The sequence below is a fragment of the Pseudomonas sp. B22(2017) genome (assembly GCF_002113105.1).
Classification (GTDB): domain Bacteria; phylum Pseudomonadota; class Gammaproteobacteria; order Pseudomonadales; family Pseudomonadaceae; genus Aquipseudomonas; species Aquipseudomonas asiatica.
In genome coordinates, this window is record NZ_NEJN01000005.1 from 12,182 (window position 1) to 30,335 (window position 18,154).

General features: G+C 61.3%; 21 protein-coding genes. 8 read left to right on the forward strand and 13 right to left on the reverse strand.

Annotated elements, in window-relative coordinates; all coding sequences use genetic code 11:
- Nucleotides 1-629: 629 nt before the first annotated feature.
- Entirely contained in the window at nt 630-881 is a 252-nt protein-coding gene (locus CAG18_RS12520) for a DUF3077 domain-containing protein (RefSeq protein ID WP_063913432.1), read from the forward strand.
- A 157-nt stretch (nt 882-1,038) separates the two neighbouring features.
- Here CAG18_RS12520 and CAG18_RS12525 read toward each other — a convergent pair whose 3' ends face one another.
- Nucleotides 1,039-1,989 (reverse strand): LysR family transcriptional regulator, encoded by a 951-nt coding sequence (locus CAG18_RS12525; RefSeq protein WP_085720973.1) that lies wholly within the window; start codon nt 1,987-1,989, stop codon nt 1,039-1,041.
- 132 nt (nt 1,990-2,121) lie between these two features.
- On the opposite strand from CAG18_RS12525, the gene CAG18_RS12530 reads away from it, so the two are divergent.
- Both CAG18_RS12530 and mmsB read left to right on the forward strand, forming a co-directional pair.
- Entirely contained in the window at nt 2,122-3,648 is a 1,527-nt protein-coding gene (locus tag CAG18_RS12530; protein ID WP_015271824.1) for a CoA-acylating methylmalonate-semialdehyde dehydrogenase, read from the forward strand.
- Between the two features lie 10 nt (nt 3,649-3,658).
- Nucleotides 3,659-4,546, forward strand: coding sequence for a 3-hydroxyisobutyrate dehydrogenase (gene mmsB / locus CAG18_RS12535; protein WP_015271823.1), 888 nt, complete (start codon nt 3,659-3,661; stop codon nt 4,544-4,546).
- Nucleotides 4,547-5,112: 566 nt separating this feature from the next.
- Here the strand turns inward: mmsB and CAG18_RS12540 are convergent.
- From CAG18_RS12540 to dmeF, 4 genes are all read right to left on the reverse strand, one after another.
- Nucleotides 5,113-6,090, reverse strand: coding sequence for a hypothetical protein (locus CAG18_RS12540; protein ID WP_041505614.1), 978 nt, complete (start codon nt 6,088-6,090; stop codon nt 5,113-5,115).
- 10 nt (nt 6,091-6,100) lie between these two features.
- Nucleotides 6,101-6,589 carry a type VI secretion system tube protein Hcp gene (locus CAG18_RS12545; RefSeq protein ID WP_023663075.1) on the reverse strand — a complete coding sequence of 163 codons (489 nt, stop codon included), beginning with the start codon at nt 6,587-6,589 and terminating at the stop codon, nt 6,101-6,103.
- A gap of 307 nt (nt 6,590-6,896) precedes the next feature.
- Nucleotides 6,897-7,241: a cupin domain-containing protein gene (locus CAG18_RS12550; RefSeq protein WP_003258412.1), complete on the reverse strand. Its 345-nt coding sequence runs from the start codon at nt 7,239-7,241 to the stop codon at nt 6,897-6,899.
- A 96-nt stretch (nt 7,242-7,337) separates the two neighbouring features.
- Nucleotides 7,338-8,291 (reverse strand): CDF family Co(II)/Ni(II) efflux transporter DmeF, encoded by a 954-nt coding sequence (gene dmeF, locus CAG18_RS12555; protein ID WP_085720974.1) that lies wholly within the window; start codon nt 8,289-8,291, stop codon nt 7,338-7,340.
- Nucleotides 8,292-8,361: 70 nt separating this feature from the next.
- On the opposite strand from dmeF, the gene CAG18_RS12560 reads away from it, so the two are divergent.
- The 3 genes from CAG18_RS12560 to CAG18_RS12570 all read left to right on the forward strand — a co-directional run bounded on the left by CAG18_RS12560 (nt 8,362) and on the right by CAG18_RS12570 (nt 9,465).
- Nucleotides 8,362-8,637, forward strand: coding sequence for a metal/formaldehyde-sensitive transcriptional repressor (locus CAG18_RS12560; protein ID WP_085720975.1), 276 nt, complete (start codon nt 8,362-8,364; stop codon nt 8,635-8,637).
- Between the two features lie 196 nt (nt 8,638-8,833).
- Nucleotides 8,834-9,061: a type II toxin-antitoxin system HicA family toxin gene (locus tag CAG18_RS12565; RefSeq protein WP_003258415.1), complete on the forward strand. Its 228-nt coding sequence runs from the start codon at nt 8,834-8,836 to the stop codon at nt 9,059-9,061.
- Nucleotides 9,058-9,465: a type II toxin-antitoxin system HicB family antitoxin gene (locus tag CAG18_RS12570; RefSeq protein WP_003258416.1), complete on the forward strand. Its 408-nt coding sequence runs from the start codon at nt 9,058-9,060 to the stop codon at nt 9,463-9,465. The genes CAG18_RS12565 and CAG18_RS12570 overlap by 4 nt, the downstream gene beginning before the upstream one ends.
- Nucleotides 9,466-9,483: 18 nt before the next feature.
- Here CAG18_RS12570 and CAG18_RS12575 read toward each other — a convergent pair whose 3' ends face one another.
- The 7 genes from CAG18_RS12575 to CAG18_RS12605 form a co-directional block, all read right to left on the reverse strand.
- Nucleotides 9,484-10,416, reverse strand: a complete 933-nt coding sequence (locus CAG18_RS12575) for a phosphatidate cytidylyltransferase (RefSeq protein WP_085720976.1) — start codon at nt 10,414-10,416, stop codon at nt 9,484-9,486.
- 1 nt (nt 10,417) lies between these two features.
- Entirely contained in the window at nt 10,418-11,041 is a 624-nt protein-coding gene (locus CAG18_RS12580; RefSeq protein ID WP_015271817.1) for a lysophospholipid acyltransferase family protein, read from the reverse strand.
- A gap of 10 nt (nt 11,042-11,051) precedes the next feature.
- A complete protein-coding gene (locus CAG18_RS12585) occupies nt 11,052-11,483 on the reverse strand; it encodes a hypothetical protein (protein ID WP_015271816.1) in 432 nt (143 codons plus the stop codon).
- On the reverse strand, nt 11,480-12,808 hold the full coding sequence (locus CAG18_RS12590; RefSeq protein WP_085720977.1) for a phosphatase PAP2/dual specificity phosphatase family protein: 1,329 nt from the start codon (nt 12,806-12,808) through the stop codon (nt 11,480-11,482). Before CAG18_RS12590 ends, CAG18_RS12585 begins: the two co-directional genes overlap by 4 nt.
- Nucleotides 12,809-14,563: a bifunctional alpha/beta hydrolase/class I SAM-dependent methyltransferase gene (locus CAG18_RS12595; protein ID WP_085720978.1), complete on the reverse strand. Its 1,755-nt coding sequence runs from the start codon at nt 14,561-14,563 to the stop codon at nt 12,809-12,811. It lies immediately after the preceding gene.
- 30 nt (nt 14,564-14,593) lie between these two features.
- Nucleotides 14,594-15,199: a CDP-alcohol phosphatidyltransferase family protein gene (locus tag CAG18_RS12600; protein ID WP_085720979.1), complete on the reverse strand. Its 606-nt coding sequence runs from the start codon at nt 15,197-15,199 to the stop codon at nt 14,594-14,596.
- A gap of 132 nt (nt 15,200-15,331) precedes the next feature.
- Nucleotides 15,332-16,213 carry a LysR substrate-binding domain-containing protein gene (locus CAG18_RS12605; protein WP_054572785.1) on the reverse strand — a complete coding sequence of 294 codons (882 nt, stop codon included), beginning with the start codon at nt 16,211-16,213 and terminating at the stop codon, nt 15,332-15,334.
- Between the two features lie 77 nt (nt 16,214-16,290).
- Here CAG18_RS12605 and CAG18_RS12610 point away from each other — a divergent pair, with 77 nt between their 5' ends.
- Nucleotides 16,291-17,055 (forward strand): sulfite exporter TauE/SafE family protein, encoded by a 765-nt coding sequence (locus tag CAG18_RS12610; protein ID WP_085720980.1) that lies wholly within the window; start codon nt 16,291-16,293, stop codon nt 17,053-17,055.
- Here the strand turns inward: CAG18_RS12610 and CAG18_RS12615 are convergent.
- The gene (locus CAG18_RS12615; RefSeq protein ID WP_003258316.1) at nt 17,045-17,359 is read right to left on the reverse strand and encodes a putative quinol monooxygenase; all 315 of its coding nucleotides are present in this window, start codon (nt 17,357-17,359) and stop codon (nt 17,045-17,047) included. The two genes, CAG18_RS12610 and CAG18_RS12615, sit on opposite strands and share 11 nt — an antisense overlap.
- A 156-nt stretch (nt 17,360-17,515) precedes the next feature.
- On the opposite strand from CAG18_RS12615, the gene CAG18_RS12620 reads away from it, so the two are divergent.
- A complete protein-coding gene (locus tag CAG18_RS12620; protein ID WP_015271810.1) occupies nt 17,516-18,106 on the forward strand; it encodes an NAD(P)H-dependent oxidoreductase in 591 nt (196 codons plus the stop codon).
- Nucleotides 18,107-18,154: the final 48 nt, after the last annotated feature.

The following is an 18,154-nucleotide window of genomic DNA, read 5'->3' on the forward strand; positions in this document are numbered from 1 at the left end:
AGCCCTTTCGCGACACAAGGCCACTCCCACAGGTACAGCGACAACCTCTAGATCAACGCTGCCCCCGTGGGAGCTGGCTTGCCGGCGATCGAGGGCGCAGCCCTCGCCAGGGCCATCTGCCTGTAAGAAATTTCCGAACCTGAAGCCAATTGCTTCAGTTCACCTCACATGGCGAATTATCCTACACGCCAGTCAGAAGCCGCCACATAGGCGGGGAAGTCCTCCTGAGATAACGTCCTTGGGTCGCCTTTCCAGGTGACCGGGCTTGAGACCCCGAAATTCATGAATTCGCACCGCTCATGGCGGTTGTGCGCGGCCCGGCCTCGGCCGGGCCGGTACTCATGTCGTTCAGGGGAACTCTATTTTGAAAAAGCTCGTCTCCGATCCACACGCCTCAGCCCTTCTGCAACTCGACCCACCCAATCTCTCACTTCAAGATCCTCCGAGCATAGAAGAATGTGATCAGCTGCTCAGTGCCCTGATTCTTACCGTGGATCACACCACTACCGTACTGATCGACAGCGGCCCCGGCCTTATACAGGACGCCATGGGCATGAACATTCGCCTACTGTGTCGAGCAATTCACGCTCTGACGGACCACACCAGCACCCGCATCAGGGAGCAATGATATGAGCGATGATCCAAGAAACTCCTCGACAGCGGGTATGGAAACCTTCGATCTGTTCCGCTTGCAGCCAAACGTGCCATTCAGTCATGCCTTCACGCAGTTATCTGTGTTGCTTGGCTGTATTCGTCACCTCACGACTGAGGCAGAGATGGAGAATGACCGGATTGCAGGCAGTGCCGCACGCATTCTCAGCGAGATGGCGAAAGCGTTGATTGATGATATGGAGCTAGGAATGTCCAGAAGAATGAGCTGAAGGGATAGGGCCGCGACGCGGCCCTTGCTCAAGTGACTGGCACCGGCTGCGCCGGTGTTCGCGGGCACGCCCGCTCCTACAGGTCCTGCGCATGCCTTGAATCCGGCGCAGACCTTGTGGGAGCTGGCTTGCCGGCTATGGGCTACGCAGCAGCCCCTCATTCCTGAGCAAAGCGCATCTCCCGTGTCTCCCCCATCAACAACGGTGCATTCGCCTCGGTCACCCCTCGGATGTAATCCCACAGCAGGGTAATCCGCTTCAACTTCCTCAAATCCTCCCGGCAATACATCCAGAACTGCCGCGTCACCTCGATCTCCTCCGGCAGCACCGTCACCAACCGCGGGTCCTGTGCGACGAGGAAGCACGGCAGAATTGCCAACCCACGTCCCTGCAAAGCTGCCGTGTACTGGGCAATCACGCTGGTACTGCGTAAATGCGCGCTGGCGCTGGGGATCAGGTTGGCCAGGTACAGCAGCTCCGAACTGAACGCCAGGTCGTCCACGTAGCTGATGAACGGGTGCCTGGCCAGATCCGCGATCTGGTTGATCGGTGCATGGCTGTCCAGGTAGCCCTGGGTCGCGTAAAGCCGCAAGCGGTAGTCGCACAGCTTGCAGCACACATAAGGCCCATGCTCCGGCCGCTCCAGGGCGATGACGATGTCCGCCTCGCGCTTGGACAGGCTGATGAAGTGCGGCAGCGGCAGGATGTCCACCGAAATCGCCGGGTAGGCATCGACGAAATGGCTTAGCTGCGGGGTGACGAAGAAGCTGCCGAAGCCTTCGGTGCAGCCCATGCGCACATGCCCCGACAACGCCACGCCCGACCCGGATACCTGCTCGCAGGCCATGTGCAGCGTGCTCTCGATCGACTCGGCATAGCCCAGCAAGCGCTGGCCCTCGGCGGTGAGGACAAAGCCGTTGGTCCGGGATTTCTCGAACAGCAAGGTGCCCAGCGCCCCCTCCAGCGAGCTGATGCGCCGCGACACAGTGGTGTAGTCCACGCTCAGGCGCTTGGCGGCGCTGCTGGCCTTGCGCGTACGCGCCACTTCAAGGAAGAACTTCAGGTCGTCCCAGTTGAGCGCGCTCAGGGATGTAAGGTCTTTTTGCATGATGATCCGGTTTTTTTGTGCGTTCTTGTTGGATGTTTGCACATCTATACTCGAAACAAGCCTCAGGACGCCACCTCGCGTTTGCCCGGCAATGGCGATCTCGTCCCGACAATAATTCCAAGGAGAACGCAGATGAACGCACCGCAATCCCCTAACCAGACCAAAATCGAGCAGGTCAAGCTGCTGATCGACGGCCAATGGGTCGAGTCCACGACCACCGAATGGCGCGACATCGTCAACCCGGCCACCCAAGAGGTGCTGGCGCGCGTACCGTTCGCCACCGTCGAAGAAGTCGACGCGGCCGTGGCCGCTGCCCACCGTGCCTTCCAGACCTGGCGTAACACGCCGATCGGCGCGCGCATGCGCATCATGCTCAAGCTGCAGGCGCTGATCCGCGAAAACACCAAACGCATCGCCCAAGTCCTCAGTGCCGAGCAGGGCAAGACCCTGGCCGACGCTGAAGGCGATATCTTCCGCGGCCTGGAAGTGGTCGAGCACGCCGCCTCCATCGGCACCCTGCAGATGGGCGAATTCGCCGAGAACGTTGCCGGCGGCGTCGATACCTACACCCTGCGCCAGCCGATCGGCGTGTGCGCCGGCATCACCCCGTTCAACTTCCCGGCGATGATCCCGCTGTGGATGTTCCCCATGGCCATCGTCTGCGGCAACACCTTCGTGCTCAAGCCGTCCGAGCAGGACCCGCTGTCGACCATGCTGCTGGTCGAACTGGCGCTGGAAGCCGGCATACCGGCTGGCGTGCTCAACGTGGTGCACGGCGGCAAGCAAGTGGTGGATGCCATTTGCACCCACCAGGACATCAAGGCGATTTCCTTCGTCGGCTCCACCGAAGTGGGCACCCACGTGTACAACCTGGGCAGCCAGCACGGCAAGCGCGTGCAATCGATGATGGGCGCCAAGAACCACGCGGTGGTGCTGCCTGATGCCAACCGCACGCAAACCGTCAACGCGCTGGTCGGTGCCGCCTTCGGCGCAGCGGGCCAGCGCTGCATGGCCACCTCGGTGGCTGTATTGGTGGGCAAGGCCCGTGAATGGCTGCCGGATATCAAGGAAGCGGCCAGCAAGCTCAAGGTCAATGCCGGCTGTGAGCCAGGCACCGATGTCGGTCCTGTGGTCTCCAAACGCGCCAAGGAGCGTGTGCTGGGCCTGATCGAAAGCGGCATCAAGGAAGGCGCCAAGCTGGAACTCGACGGCCGTGACGTCACGGTACCGGGCTACGAGCAAGGCAACTTCATTGGCCCGACCCTGTTCTCGGGCGTGAAGACCGACATGCAGGTTTACACCCAGGAAATCTTCGGCCCGGTGCTGGTGACCCTGGAGGTCGACACCCTCGACGAGGCCATCGCCCTGGTCAACGCCAACCCGTTCGGTAACGGTACCGGCCTGTTCACCCAGAGCGGCGCGGCAGCGCGTAAGTTCCAGAGCGAAATCGACATCGGCCAGGTCGGTATCAACATCCCGATCCCGGTACCGGTACCGTTCTTCAGCTTCACCGGCTCGCGTGGCTCCAAGCTCGGCGACCTCGGCCCGTACGGCAAGCAAGTGGTGCAGTTCTACACTCAGACCAAGACCGTCACCGCCCGCTGGTTCGATGACGACAGTGTCAACGATGGTGTGAACACCACCATCAGCCTGCGCTAAGGAGAGAGTCATGCGTATCGCATTCATTGGCCTGGGCAACATGGGCGCACCCATGGCCCGCAACCTGATCAAGGCCGGGCACCAACTGAACCTGTTCGACCTGAACAAGGCTGTGCTGGCCGAGCTGGCAGAACTGGGCGGGCAGGTCAGCCCGTCGCCCAAGGACGCGGCGGCCAACAGCGAGCTGGTGATCACCATGCTGCCGGCTGCTGCCCATGTGCGCAGCGTGTACCTGAACGAAGACGGTGTGCTGGCGGGCATTCGCCCCGGCACTCCGACCGTGGATTGCAGCACCATCGACCCGCAGACGGCGCGTGATGTGTCCAAGGCCGCAGCGGCCAAGGGCGTGGACATGGGCGATGCACCGGTGTCCGGTGGCACCGGCGGCGCGGCGGCAGGCACCCTGACCTTCATGGTCGGTGCCAGCACCGAGCTGTTTGCCACCCTCAAGCCGGTACTGGAGCAGATGGGCCGCAACATCGTGCACTGCGGTGAAGTCGGCACCGGGCAGATCGCCAAGATCTGCAACAACCTGCTGCTGGGTATCTCGATGATCGGCGTGTCCGAGGCCATGGCCCTGGGCAACGCGCTGGGCATCGACACCAAGGTGCTGGCCGGCATCATCAACAGTTCGACCGGGCGTTGCTGGAGCTCGGACACCTACAACCCGTGGCCGGGCATCATCGAAACCGCGCCGGCATCGCGTGGCTATACCGGTGGCTTTGGCGCCGAGCTGATGCTCAAGGACCTGGGGCTGGCCACCGAGGCTGCACGCCAGGCGCATCAACCGGTGATCCTGGGGGCCGTGGCCCAGCAGCTGTACCAGGCCATGAGCCTGCGCGGCGAGGGTGGCAAGGACTTCTCGGCGATCGTCGAGGGTTACCGCAAGAAGGATTGACGAGCGAGGACTTTATCGCGGGCCGGGCGGCCTTCCCTCTGTAACTGCGCACCAGAGGGGAGGGCGTCTGATCCGCGATTTTTTATGGCAGTGACTAATTTTCTTATAGGAGCTGGGCTCGCCCTGCTGGTCACGTTTTTGCGGTTGATGCTTCGGAGTGTCAGGAGAGTACTCTAATTATTTAGGTAAGGGAGGTAGAAAGTACGAGAGAACGCATGATGTTAAAAATGCTACTGTCAGGGTCGTATAAATATAACCTATTGTTTTGAGTTGCCTTCTTGTTTTCCTCGGGAGTTGTGCTATTTCATCAGGGTCTATAAGTCCCTTGCGTGTAAATAATTTTGGCATCATAAGTAGGAAGGCAATCGATGTGAGTCGAAATATTTTCCCAAGCGTTCCGGCGTTGGATAGTATTATCCTATCGCTGGCAACCATTTTGCTTTTTACTAAAATGCTTTCGATTTTATAAATTTCTCGGTGGGCAAAGTACGCTGTTAAAGCAAGTGTGATAAATGTTGAGATAATTATCAGCAAGAGTGCTGATGCAACAAGGAGATGTGCGGTTGTCATTTTGCTACCTTTTCATATAGTAGTTCACCCATCCATTCTCCTCGGTCGCTGCCCAGCTTTCCGCCTAATACACCCCCTGTAGCGCCACCTATTATGATGCAAGCAAGCGCTCCCGGCCCTCCTGTTGTTACACCCAAAAATATACTGCAAGCAGCCTCAGCGACAAATTTCCCGCCCAATGATCCAAGCGCGGTGCCCGTGAGACCTCCAGCGAATGCGCTACTCTCGACATATTTGGCTCTCCGGCATTCCTCCTCACGCCCAAGTGTGCAGGCTTTGTAAATTTCCAAGCCAGTTGTCGCGACATCTAATGCGATGCCGATATATCCTCCTTTTTTGACCAGCTCAGCAGCCTTCGTAACTCCTCCCACCTTGTTAGCATATCCTGCAATTTCTCCGGTATGCAGATAGCTCTTAGTGGACAAACCTAGCATCCTTTTGATCGGACCTTTGTTTCTCAGGCCGGAACCGAAAGCAGCCAGATTGTCCAACTGCTCCTCCAGCTTTCTGAACAAAGCCGAGCGCTTGGCATAGAATTGGTCGCGGGCCGTTATCGTCCCCGACCCAAGATATTGCTGATGGAGTTTTTCGATATCCATCAAGGTGGCTTCGATCGCTTTCAGGTACTTGCTCCACCCTTCACTGACCACGCCCGCACCCATGGATGCATGCGCGATCAGGCTTTTCAAAGTCTCGAAATTATCCAGGAAAAAGTTATCCACACCTTGGCCGTTGCGCATCAGCCCCATGTGCGCAATCGTCGCCTGTCTCATCATCCAGGCTTCCTGGCTGGTGCAGGAAGCCGTGGTGGGATCGCCGATGATGATAAGTTCACCGCTACGGACCACAGTATTGGCGATGTGCGAATTCAGCACGTCAAACTTTTCCAGGGAATGACCGGTCAGCGCCAGGTCGGATTTCAGCCTATGATAGTTTTGCAGCTTGAGATTGAGAAACGCCCGGGCTTCAGACATAGCCTTGTCCTTACGCGTATTTCTTGTTGCCGATCCGGTCCCAGCCGCCGGCGATATTGCCGCCACCGGCGCCATCAATGCGCCGCTGCTGGGTATAGGTGGTCTTGATCCGGCCGTAGTTGAGCTGCACTACTTCAAGCGGTACGCCGGTGTCCACGCTCTGCGAATATTCGGCGATGATCACTTCCTCGAGTATTATTTCGTAGTACTTGAGTTTGTCACCACCCGCGCGGCAGAGTGCCAGTTTCACTTCCTTGAGGTGCTGCCCGGTGCAACTGGCTTCCATCAGTTTGCAACTGGCACTGTCGAGGTATTTGGTGAAAGTGAAGTTGGTGACAGAGGTACGGCCGGAAGTGGCTCCGCCAGTAGAACTTGCAGTGGCAGATGTGCTTTGGCTGACGCCGAAATCGTAGCCAAGCACTTCGATCCATTTACTGTATTGCGCGTCCAGTGCTTCACCTGGAATGTTGTCGATCTGAATGTAGGCGTCGAAAGCCATGTTTTCTTCTCCCTGACAATTGAATCAATTGGGTATTGCTGCCCGGTGACCCGGCTGATTTGCAGAGCCTAGGCCTGCGATGAGTCGGGGGCAATACTTCAGGGAATGAAGAGGTGCAGTTCAGAAATGGACTACAAATGAAGGGGGAAAGCTGAAATTATATGTCAAAAGATGTAACTGTTACCCTTGCAGTAGGATGATGTTTACTTAACTTCTGGTTGCCTTATTCATCATGTTGAATTGCGAGCAGAGTCATGTGGGAATTTTCACTCATCCCACATGACCCAAACCAAGGTCCGCTTATGAATCAAGCAAAGACAAAGTACTTGCGCACGGTCTCGACCACTTCCCAGGTGCCTTTCATCCCCGGTTCGATCACGAACACATCACCCGCTTTCAGGTGCTTCGGCTCTTCGCCTTCCGGGGTGATGATGCAGTAGCCATCGAGGAAGTGGCAGAACTCCCACTTCTCGTAGTTGACCTCGAACTTGCCCGGGGTGCAGATCCAGGTGCCCATGATCTTGCTGCCGTCGGCCGACAGGTAGGCGTTGAGGTTGACGGTGTGCGGATCGCCGCCGATGCGCTTCCACTTGGTGGCGTCCACGACCGGCGTCGGGCAGGTTTCGCGCAGGACGGTGATGAAATCGGACATGGCACAACTCCTGGTGACTGGCTGAATGACTCGTCACCATAGGGCCATTGGCCGAGCCGCAGTTGCCTGGGCTCGACGTCCAGCTGTCTGGTCGCGCTATGCCAGGCGGTTGACCTCGACGGTGATGTGCGCCAGTTCTTCGTGTACGCCCAAGGCCTGGCGCACGCTGTCGGCGCTGAGTTCGGCCCGGGCGGCCAGGCCGAGAATGCAGGCGTACTGGTCCTTGCCCACGCGCCACACGTGCAGGTCGGTGATGCTGGCCGGCACCGGTAGCTGCGCGACCACCGCGCGGATTTCCTCCACTACCGGCGCGTCCATCTCCGCATCCAGCAGCACTCGCCCGGTATCGCGCAGCAGCCCGCGGGCCCACAGCGCCACCAGCAGCGCACCGACCAGGCCCATGACCGGGTCGAGCCAGCCGGCGCCCCAGTACTTGCCGGCCAGCAGGGCGACGATAGCCAGCACCGAGGTCGCGGCGTCGGCCATCACGTGCAGGTAGGCCGAGCGCAGGTTCAGGTCGTGGTGATGGTGGCCATGGTCATGGTCATGGTGATGGTGATGGTCGTGGCCATGGTGGTGATGATCGTGATGGTGATGGTCGTCACGCAGCAGCCAGGCGCAGATCAGGTTGACGGCCAGGCCCACGGCGGCGATGAAGATCGCCTCGTCATAGTGGATCGGCCCCGGTGCCAGCAGGCGCTCCACCGACTGGAATGCCATCAGCCCGGCCACGCCCAGCAACAGCAGGGCGCTGGAGTAGCCGCCGAGAATCTCGATCTTCCAGGTGCCGAAGGCAAAGCGCCGGTCGCCGGCATAACGCCGCGCGGCGGCATAGGCCAGCAGCGACAGGCCCAGGGCCAGGGCGTGGGAGCTCATGTGCCAGCCGTCGGCCAGCAACGCCATGGAATTGAAGAACCAGCCCCCGGTAATTTCCGCCACCATCATCACCGCGGTCAGCCACACGGCCAGGCGCGTCTTGCGCTCGGCGCTCAGGTTGCTGGTATGGAACTGGTGGCTGTGCTGCCAGCGGTCTGAGGTTTGTGTCGCCATGGTTTATCATGCTCCCGGAACGTCGAGAAATGTACTATACCCCAGTATACCTAGCATGGTGTGAAACCCAATGGCACATACCCTGAAGAGCAAGAAGCAGCTGCTGACCCGGGTGCGCAAAATCAAAGGCCAGGCCGTCGCCCTGGAGACAGCGCTGGAGCAGGACAAGGACTGCCTGGCGATACTGCAGCAGATCGCCGCCGTGCGCGGTGCGGTGAACGGGCTGATGGCCGAAGTGATGGAAGGGCATATCCGCGAACACCTGGTGGCGGACGGGCTGAGTGCCGAGGAGCGGCAGGACGAGGCGGACAAGGTGGCGATGTTGCTGCGGTCGTACCTCAAGTAGCAGACCGGCGGTACCGATACCCTAGGGGGGTATTGGTACCCGATGGTACTTGCTGATTTCCTACGTGTCAGAAGGCATGTTCCTACTTTGCCATCCAATCTGTCCGCTGGTCGCGAAATGTGTGCATAGTGTGTAGTGCGCTTTGTTCTGGTCAATTCGGTGTGTATGATACACATCGACTGCCGAGGAAGAATGAATGCGCAGTCGCGAAGTTATCCAGCTTATTGAAGCCGACGGCTGGTACCAGGTTGATGTGAAAGGAAGTCATTACCAGTTCAGGCACCCGACAAAAAGGGGGCGAGTCACGGTTCCTCATCCCAAGAGTGAGCTCCCCAAGGGCACAGTACGCAGCATCTTGAAGCAGGCTGGCTTGATTCAAGCCAACGGCACTGCCAGCACGAGCATCAACGGAGGTAGTCAATGAAATTCCCGGTCGTATTGCACAAAGACGCCGACTCGGACTACGGCGTGACCGTACCTGATGTGCCCGGTTGCTTCAGCGCCGGTGCCACTGTTGCAAAAGCACTGGAGAATGTTCAGGAAGCGCTGGCACTACATTTTGAAGGGTTGGTCGCAGATAACGAGGCATTGCCGCAGGCACAGGAAGTCGACGTCCATGTGGCGAACCCTGACTATGAAGGCGGGGTCTGGGCCGTTGTGGATTTTGATGTCACCCCGTACCTGGGCAAGGCGGTTCGCTTCAATGCAACGCTGCCGGAAAACCTGCTTCAACGAATCGACGAAAAAGTGAAGCGTGATCATCGCTATGCGTCCCGCTCCGGTTTTCTGGCTTCGGCTGCACTGCGAGAGTTGGCCCTTTCGCACTAATCGGTAGGCTCACTTTCGCTACGCCCACCAATACCGCACAAAGTGGAAGAACACCGGCGCGGCAAAGCACACCGAATCCATGCGGTCGAGCATGCCGCCGTGGCCTTCGATCATGTGCCCCCAGTCCTTCACCCCACGGTCGCGCTTGATCGCCGACATCACCAACCCGCCGAAGAAGCCCATGGCGTTCACCGCCAACGCCATCAGCGCGGCCTGCCAGAAGGTGAACGGGGTGATCCAGCACAGCAGGGCGCCGATCAGGGTGGCCAGTGCCACGCCGCCGGCCAGGCCTTCGACGGTCTTGGATGGCGACAGGTTGGGCGCTACCTTGTGCTTGCCGAACAGCTTGCCGCACACGTACTGCAGCACGTCGCTGATCTGCACCACAAGGATCAGCCAGGCAATCAGCAACAGGTTGCGGCCCTCGTAACCCGGGATGTCCAGGGTCATCAATGCCGGCACCGACGACACGCAGTACACCGCGATCATCAGCCCCCACTGCACCTTCGAGGCGCGCTCGAGAAAGCGCGTGGTGTCGCCGCCGAAGCTGGCCAGGATCGGCAGCAACAGGAACAGGTACACCGGGATGAAGATACTGAACAACCCGTACCAGTCCATGGCGATCAGCACGTACTGCACCGGCAGTGCCACATAGAACGCAGCCACCAGTGCCGGGTAGTCGCTGCGCCGGGTCGGGGTGAGCGTCATGAACTCGCGCAAAGCATAGAACGACACGCCGTAGAACAGCACGATCACGCCGTACTTGCCGAACAGGAAGGCGATGCCGATCACCAGCACCATCACCCACCAGGCGTTGATGCGGGCGTTGAGGTTGTCGATCACCACGTGCGGTGCCGGGCCGGCGCGCCATTTGAGCAGGCGGCCGATCACGCTGGCGAGCAGCAGCAGGGCGCCGATGCCGGCAAACAGGGAAAGGGTGTTGTCGTCCATCTCAGGCATCCTTGGGGGCCAGGTTCAGCAGGGCCTGGCTGGCCCGCTCGAGAAAGGCTTGCTTGCTTTCATCCGCCTGCAGGTGCAGTGGCTCGCCAAAGCTCAATGTGCACAACAACGGCAACGGCAGGGCGCGCCCCTTGGGCATCACCCGGTTGAGATTGGCGATCCACACCGGCACCAGTTCGACTCCAGGGTTGGCTGCTGCCAAGTGATACAACCCGCTCCTGAACGGCATCAGCGGCTCGTCGCCGAGATTGCGGGTGCCCTCCGGAAAGAAGATCAGCGAGTCGCCCTGGGCCACTGCTTCGAGGATCGGCTGCAACGGGCTGCCCTGGCCGGGGCTGTGTTGCCGGTTGATCAGCACACCGTTGAAGACCTTGCGGATAAGAAAATCGCGAATGCCCGGCTTGGCCCAGTAATCGGCACCGGCTACCGGACGGGTACGCTTGCGCAGCGGCTGCGGCAGCGAGGCCCACAGCAGTACGAAATCACCATGGCTGCTGTGGTTGGCGAAATACAGGCGCTGCACCGGCAGCGGCGTGCAGCCCAGCCACAGGGCGCGGGCGCCGGTGATCAGGCGGGCGGCGGAAGTGATGAGGTAGGCGGTCAGGTTGGCGAGCATGGATCGGTAGTCATCCCTTCAAAGGCAGTGTCAGCAGGGTAGCCAAGGCCAGCGACAGCTGCAGGCCCAGGTACACTGCCTGGCGGCGTAACAGGGTCAGCGCGGCCCGGCTACGGGCAGGCCATGCTCGGGTGTCGGCGGCCTGCGGTTTGAGTTTCAGCTCGAACAGTGCGTGGTCCAGGGCCTGGGTGTCCGCCGCCAGGTCGCGGCTGGCGGCGAGGTGGGCGAACAATTGAGCATCGATGGCCACACGGATGGCCCAGTACTTGTGCAGCACGCCTAGTACCAGCAGCGCAATGCACAGCAGGCTGGCCAGCGGTTGCAACTGGGCTCCCAGCAAGGGCGCCAGGCCGTAGGCCAGGGCCAGCAGGGTGAGGCCGTCCGACAGGCGTTCCAGTTGTTTGCCACAGCCCAGCAGGCTGGCCACCACGTACAGCGTCATGGTTGTGTCCCTAGCCGTTGCAAGGCTTGGCGATGTGCGCTGTGCAGGACCACGCCGGGGCGGGCCTTGCGGATCAGCGCCTCGGCCTGGCGAGCATCACTGCAGCGGCCCGTGAGTACCAGCCAGGCTGCCACGGCGCTGGCGCTGCGCGAATAGCCCAGGGCGCAGCAGACCAGCACCGGGCCTTGCGAGCGCAGGCGTTCGATGGCGACGGCGGCTTGGTGCAGCAATGGGCTTTCCGGGGCGATCAGGTCCAGGGTAGGAAAACATGCGTAGCCAACGGCGGACGCGACCTGTGTAGGAGCGCTGTGAACATGGCACGGTAGCTCTGCGCACAAATCGACTACCGCAGCGAACTGCGCGTCACACCCAGGAATCCGCCCAAGGTAGACGCCATCACACACTTCATCCGCCTGCGGGCGCCGCCATGTCCACAACCGCGAGTTGACCCACGCCCCAATCAGGTACGGTGCCAGCAGCCAGCTGGCTGCATTCGACAAGCGCCCATCGGCGCCTTTCTGAAACCCGCCTGCACCGAGCACGCCGTAGTTCAGCGCCACCAAAGCCAGCGACACGGCCGGCCAGCTCAACCACAGCCAGGCGCCGCCCAACGCAACGGCAGGCACTGCGCACAGCAGCCCACCCACTGTATAGAACAACGCCAACCGCCAACGCTTGGCATCCCGCACAAGGCGCACTTGCTGGCAGGGCAGTTGCCCTTGATGTGGCCACAACCAGACGCAGACGAACCCCGCCAATGCCCCTGTCGGCACGTCGATGAAATGGTGCTGCCAGGTGGTCAGTACCGAGACCCCGATCAGTGCCATCCAGCCATGCATCAGCCAACGCCAGGGCTGGCGCTGCACGTGCCGGGCAAACATCGTCCAGATGATCACCAGCAGGGCAATATGCAGCGAAGGCGCCTGGTTGAACGGCTTGTCGAAGCCCATCAGCACATCGAACATCCAGCCGAACACCCCGCCCAGTTCCGGCCGCTCGAAGGTGAAGCGCAGCGGCCAGAGCAGGAAGCAGCTGACGCTGATCAGCTGCGCGGTTAGCAGCGCCAGCGCGTGCCGGTCCATTTCCTGGCGCGTGCGTGGCAGCAGGAAGGACAAACCGTAGAGCAGGTCGATCGACCAGTACGGGATGATCGTCCACGGCCACAACGGCATGCGGCTTTCCCAGCCGAACACCAGGCTGCCGACATCACTGCGTCCGGCGGTATGGTTGTTCGCCAGCCCGTAACTGAGGAAAAACAGCGGCCCCAGCAAAAGAAGCCAGAATACGCCTCGGCGGATCAGCCGGGGCTCGCGTGATGGGCTCATTCAGCGCACCCGTTGTGCCAGGCTGACGCTGAAAATGCCCCATTCATCGATGCGTTGGGCCAGCTTGCGGAACCCCGCCGCTTCTACCAGCTGGTCCATTTCGGCCTGGCTGCGGCGACGCATGACCCAGGCCTCCCCGCCGCGGTGGCTGGTGAGGGCGCGGGCGATCATTTCCAGTTGCGGGTGCCACGGCTGGCCGGTGTAGACCAAATAGCTGCCATCTTCCAGCGCATCGGCCAGGCCGGCCAGCGAGTTACCTACCAACTGGTTGCTGGCGAACAGTTCGTACAGGCCGGAGACCACGGCCAGGGTCGGTGGTTGTTCCAGGGTCGCCAGGCTCTGGCGGTCGAAGGCATCGCCCTGGACGAAGCGGGCGATGTCGGCCAGGCCTTTTTCTGCAATCAGTGCGCTGCCTTGCTGCACGTTCAGTTCGCTGTAGTCACGCAGCAGGATCGAATCCGGCAGCTGTTCGAGCTCCTGCAGGGCCTCGAGAATGTAGCGGCCATGGCCGGCGGCGATATCGACGATGTGCACCGGCCGCTGCTGGTCGCGCAGGCGGACGATGGCCAGGCGCAGCAGTTCCTCTACGTGCAGCTTGCGCTGGCGGATGCCGCGCCAGCCGATGGCGTCGAGGTAGTTCTGGTCGATCAGGCGACCGAGCTTGCCTTTGCCGGTCGGCTGGTTGCGGTACACGTAGTCCAGGGTACTGCCCGAATCGAAACCGGTATCGAAACCCAGCTTCACACCTTCGGACAGCCCCTTGCCCAGCCGCAGCCCGGCACGGGTAGCACGCCAGTAAAGGTCGCGGGGCGAGTTGCGCGGCAGCGGTGCGGCCAGGCTTTCGGCCTCGGCGCAGCTGGCGCCGGTCTTGTCGGCATCGAGCAGTGACGGCAGGGCGGCGGGGCTGGCGAAGCAATGTTCGACAAACCGCTCGATGCGCCGCAAGGCATGGGCCCTGTCACGCTCGCCAAGGGTGTCGTGGAAAAAACCTGGCAGGATGTGCATTTCCTTGCGCGCACTGCCCAGGCGTTCGAAGAAGCGTTCCTGCGGTTGGCGTTCGACCACGAAGTCGGCACCGGACACCAGCAGTTGGGTTGGCAACTGAATGGCCTGGGCATCCGCCACCACCCGGTCGGCGGCTTCGTACAGGCCCAGCAGCATGGTTACCGAAATCGGCCGGCTGATCAGCGGGTCGGCCACGTACGACATGACCCGTTCGGGGTCGTGGGTGAGCAGGCGGGGCTTGACGTAGCTGTTTACGAAGAAGTTTCCGCGCAAGGCTTTCAGCAGTTTCAGGCCGGTGCGGGCGAACGGCACATACAGTTTGACCTTGAACGCTGGCGAGGCCAGCACCAGGCAGCGCACCTTGGGCGCGTAGTCGTGGGCCCAGGTGGCGACGAGCACGGCCCCTACGCTCTGCGCCAGCACCACCAGGTCCTGTTCGGCGATGCCATGGCTGGCCTGGATGTGCTCGATGAAGGTCTGCACATCGCGCACGCTGGTGGCGAAGCCCGGGCTGTCGCCACGCGCGCCCGGCGAATGGCCGTGGCCGCGGGCATCCCAGGCGAAGAAATCGTAGCCCGGCATGTCCAGCTCGTCGGCCAGGTGTGCCATGCGCCCGCCGTGTTCGTGGCCGCGATGGAACATCACCACGGCCCGGCGTGGCTGGTGTTGGTTACGCGTGGCAGGCCAGTGACGGTAATACAGCTCGACGCCGTCATGGGTGGAGAAGTGCAGCGCTTGCGCTTGGCGCATGGTCGACATCCTTTTGCGACGGCAGTGGGCTCAGCGGGTTTCGGCCAGCCCCTGGCGAATCCGGTTGTAGAGGGTATAGAGCGAGAGTGCGAGGATGACCAGCAACAAGCCGTTGAGCCAGGTGCCATTCAGCAGGCCTAGGGCGACACCGGTACCCAGCACACCGAAGGCAAAGGCCCGGTCGCTCTTGCCCATTGGGCCATCGTAGCGCCGTGAAGCACCGGCCAGTGGGCCCATGACACCGGCGTATTCGCTGAAGGTGGCGCTGAGCACCACGAGCACGACCAAGGTTGGCGATACACCGGCCAGCAGGGCGAAGGGCAGGTACAGCGCGGCATCGGCAATCACGTCGCACAGTTCGTTGAGGTAGGCACCGAGGGTGGATTGCTGGCCGAACTCGCGGGCGAGCATGCCGTCGACGGCGTTCAGTGCCATGCGCAGCAGCATCCAGACTGGCACCAGAATGAACATCCAGGTGAGATGGGGCAGGGCAGCCAGCAGCAGGCCCAGCAGGATCGACAGCAGGGCGGCGGCGACAGTGACCTGGTTGGCGGTGACACCGCGGTCGTGGAGGCGCTGGACAGCAGGGCGGAGCATGGCCTGGAAGCGGGGTTTGAGCTGGTAGATCGATGCCACTGGAAAGTCCTTTTCGGTGGTGCGATGGCAGGATTGTGTGCGAGCGGCTAAAAAAATGCACTTACTGTGCACGCTCCTACATCGATCGCGTTGCCTTCAAGTCATGCGCAGTACATGCAACATATGATCGTGTCAGCGGGTGAGGGTGGTTACCAACCCTGCGGCATACCCCGGCAATGCCGCAAAATCGCGTGCACACACCAGCAACCGGCGATTGGCCCATGGTTCCGTCAGCGCCACCCAGTGCAACGGCAACACCCCTTGCCAACGCTTCACCGCAGCCAGCGGCACCACCCCCACCCCGGCCCCGCCCGCAACCATGCGGATCACGCCATCGAACCCTTCGGCACGCACCCGAACCCGCATGCGCCGCCCCTCGCGCAGCGCCTGCTCTTCCAGGTACAACGCCAGTGCACTGCCGGCACCCAGGCCGACATAGCCATGGGCCAGGCTATCGATAAAGCTCGGCGCTACCTCGCTGGCCAGTGGATGGCGCTGCGGCGTTACAAGCACCAGTGGGTCTTCGCGAAACGGCCGGGTCTGCAGGTGCTCGCTGGGGGCGGCGGTCGAAACTATGCCCAGGTCCGCCATGCCCTGGGTAATCGACTGCACGATGCGCAGGCTCGGCAACTCCTGCACATCCACGCTGACGCCTGGGTTTTCAGCCAGGTAGCCGGCCAGCAGCTCCGGCAGGTACTCCGTGAGTGCAGCCGTGTTGCACAGCAGGCGCACCTGGCCCTGCTGCCCTTGAACGTACTGGCCCAGGTCGAACTGCAGGCGCTCGACCTGCTGCGATATCAGCCGGGCATGCTGCAGCAGTGCCTGGCCGGCCAGAGTTGCTTGCACGCCACGGCGGTTGCGTTCCAGCAAAGGGATGCCCAGCGAAGCCTCCATGGCGCGGATCCGCGCACTGGCTGCTGCCAGCGAAAGATGGCTGCGGCTGGCACCGGCGGTGATGTTGCCGCACTCCAGGGTGTGCTGGAACAGCCTGAGGTCGATCAGGTCGAAATGCATGTGGCTCTGTCCTGGCAAGAGTCTGCCTGAGTATATGGCAGATTTTCAGCCCGGCTGGCGCACGCCATTATCGGCCTATGAATACCTTGCTCGCTTTCTACCAGAACATTGGCCCATTGCTGTCGCTGCTGGTGGTACTGACTTTCCTGCTGGCCGGCGCGGTGAAGGGCTTGATCGGCCTCGGCCTGCCGACAATCGCCATGGGCCTGCTGGGCCTGGCTATGTCACCGGCGCAGGCTGCGGCATTGCTGATTGTGCCTTCGACCCTCACCAACCTCTGGCAGCTGGCCAGTGGGGGGCACCTGCGGAGGTTGCTGACACGCCTGTGGCCGATGCTGGCGATGATCTTCGTCGGTACCTTGCTGGGCAGCGCCTGGCTGGGGATCAACAGCGGCCCTTGGGCCGCACATGCACTGGGCGCGGCCTTGATGGCGTATGCGCTGTACGGGCTGGTCGGTCCGGGCCTGCGCCTGGCACCGGGGCGGGAGCCTTGGCTGGCGCCGCTTTGCGGGCTGGTCACGGGCGTGGTCACGGCGGCGACCGGGGTGTTCGTGATACCGGCTGTGCCCTACCTGCAGAGCCTGGGTTTGAATCGGGATCAGATGGTCCAGGCCCTGGGCCTGTCGTTCACGGTTTCGACCCTGGCCCTGGCCGTTGGCCTGGCCGGGCAGCATGCCCTGGGTGGCCAGGCGCTGGGTGCTTCGCTGCTGATGCTGGCGCCGGCCTTAGTCGGCATGCTGGCCGGCCAGTGGCTGCGTCAGCGCATCAGTACGCCGCTGTTCAAACGGTGCTTCTTCATCGGCCTGGCCGCGCTCGGCGGCCATTTGCTGATCAGCGGTTAGCGCTTGATGCGCTGAGCATGTCGATCATCTGGATGTCGAAATCGCGTTCCAGGTAGTCCATGCGTTTTTCGAAGAACGCGGTCATGTGCGGCAGTGCCGAATGCACATCCAGCGCTGCCTTGTCGGCCCAGACCTCGAAGAACACGAACAGGCTCGGGTCCTGCTTGTCGCGCAGCATGTGGTACTCGATGCAGCCCGGCTCCTGGCGGCTTGGCTCGACATAAGCGCGGAACAGCGTTTCGAACGCTTCAGCCATTTCCGGGCGGGTCTTGGCTTTGAGGATGAAGGCGTACTGCTCACTCATGGGTCGCTACTCGGTGATGGGAGGTGATGCGATTCTAAGGCAATAATGCATTATTGATTCGTGACTTCAGGTCAATTGTATTTTGCCGCTGCATTACTGTATCCCGCGCCCGCGAGCCCCTAACCTGCCGGCCTGAATTTTTTCCGCGAGGCCCGCATGAAGAAGATCCTTTTGCTCAATGGTGGTAAACAGTTCGCCCACTCCGACGGTCGTCTGAACACGACCTTGCACGAAGCGGCCATCGCTCACCTGGACCGGGCCGGTTTCGATGTGCGCCAGACCTTCATCGACGGTGGCTATGATGCCCAGGAAGAGGTGGAGAAGTTCCTCTGGGCCGATGTGGTCATCTACCAGATGCCCGGCTGGTGGATGGGTGCGCCATGGACCGTTAAAAAGTACATCGACGAGGTGTTCACCGCCGGCCACGGTAGCTTGTATGCCAACGACGGCCGTACCCGTGCGGACCACTCGCAGAAGTACGGTAGTGGTGGCCTGGTGCACGGCAAGCAGTACATGCTTTCGCTGACCTGGAATGCACCGCAGCAGGCATTCGACGACCCTAGCGATTTCTTCGAGGGCAAGGGGGTGGACGCGGTGTACTTCCCATTCCACAAGGCCAACCAGTTCCTCGGCATGACCGGGTTGCCGACTTTCCTGGCGGTGGATGTGATGAAGCGGCCTGATGTGCCGGCTGCTTTGGCAGCCTATGAGGCGCATCTGGACAAGGTGTTTGGCAAGGCACAGTAAGGTTTTTCTGTGCTGGACTTGGCCTAGACAAGCGGCTATCTATTCCGG

Excerpts from the sequence above, each read along its gene's own strand:
- CAG18_RS12545 (WP_023663075.1), bottom strand. The coding sequence starts at position 6,589 with ATGGCTTTCGACGCCTACATTCAGATCGACAACATTCCAGGTGAAGCA.
- CAG18_RS12585 (WP_015271816.1), bottom strand. The coding sequence starts at position 11,483 with ATGACGCTGTACGTGGTGGCCAGCCTGCTGGGCTGTGGCAAACAACTG.
- CAG18_RS12580 (WP_015271817.1), bottom strand. The coding sequence starts at position 11,041 with ATGCTCGCCAACCTGACCGCCTACCTCATCACTTCCGCCGCCCGCCTG.
- CAG18_RS12595 (WP_085720978.1), bottom strand. The coding sequence starts at position 14,563 with ATGCGCCAAGCGCAAGCGCTGCACTTCTCCACCCATGACGGCGTCGAG.
- CAG18_RS12610 (WP_085720980.1), top strand. The coding sequence starts at position 16,291 with ATGAATACCTTGCTCGCTTTCTACCAGAACATTGGCCCATTGCTGTCG.
- CAG18_RS12525 (WP_085720973.1), bottom strand. The coding sequence starts at position 1,989 with ATGCAAAAAGACCTTACATCCCTGAGCGCGCTCAACTGGGACGACCTG.
- mmsB (WP_015271823.1), top strand. The coding sequence starts at position 3,659 with ATGCGTATCGCATTCATTGGCCTGGGCAACATGGGCGCACCCATGGCC.
- dmeF (WP_085720974.1), bottom strand. The coding sequence starts at position 8,291 with ATGGCGACACAAACCTCAGACCGCTGGCAGCACAGCCACCAGTTCCAT.
- CAG18_RS12530 (WP_015271824.1), top strand. The coding sequence starts at position 2,122 with ATGAACGCACCGCAATCCCCTAACCAGACCAAAATCGAGCAGGTCAAG.
- CAG18_RS12615 (WP_003258316.1), bottom strand. The coding sequence starts at position 17,359 with ATGAGTGAGCAGTACGCCTTCATCCTCAAAGCCAAGACCCGCCCGGAA.
- CAG18_RS12550 (WP_003258412.1), bottom strand. The coding sequence starts at position 7,241 with ATGTCCGATTTCATCACCGTCCTGCGCGAAACCTGCCCGACGCCGGTC.
- CAG18_RS12570 (WP_003258416.1), top strand. The coding sequence starts at position 9,058 with ATGAAATTCCCGGTCGTATTGCACAAAGACGCCGACTCGGACTACGGC.
- CAG18_RS12575 (WP_085720976.1), bottom strand. The coding sequence starts at position 10,416 with ATGGACGACAACACCCTTTCCCTGTTTGCCGGCATCGGCGCCCTGCTG.
- CAG18_RS12520 (WP_063913432.1), top strand. The coding sequence starts at position 630 with ATGAGCGATGATCCAAGAAACTCCTCGACAGCGGGTATGGAAACCTTC.
- CAG18_RS12565 (WP_003258415.1), top strand. The coding sequence starts at position 8,834 with ATGCGCAGTCGCGAAGTTATCCAGCTTATTGAAGCCGACGGCTGGTAC.
- CAG18_RS12540 (WP_041505614.1), bottom strand. The coding sequence starts at position 6,090 with ATGTCTGAAGCCCGGGCGTTTCTCAATCTCAAGCTGCAAAACTATCAT.
- CAG18_RS12620 (WP_015271810.1), top strand. The coding sequence starts at position 17,516 with ATGAAGAAGATCCTTTTGCTCAATGGTGGTAAACAGTTCGCCCACTCC.
- CAG18_RS12590 (WP_085720977.1), bottom strand. The coding sequence starts at position 12,808 with ATGAGCCCATCACGCGAGCCCCGGCTGATCCGCCGAGGCGTATTCTGG.
- CAG18_RS12560 (WP_085720975.1), top strand. The coding sequence starts at position 8,362 with ATGGCACATACCCTGAAGAGCAAGAAGCAGCTGCTGACCCGGGTGCGC.
- CAG18_RS12605 (WP_054572785.1), bottom strand. The coding sequence starts at position 16,213 with ATGCATTTCGACCTGATCGACCTCAGGCTGTTCCAGCACACCCTGGAG.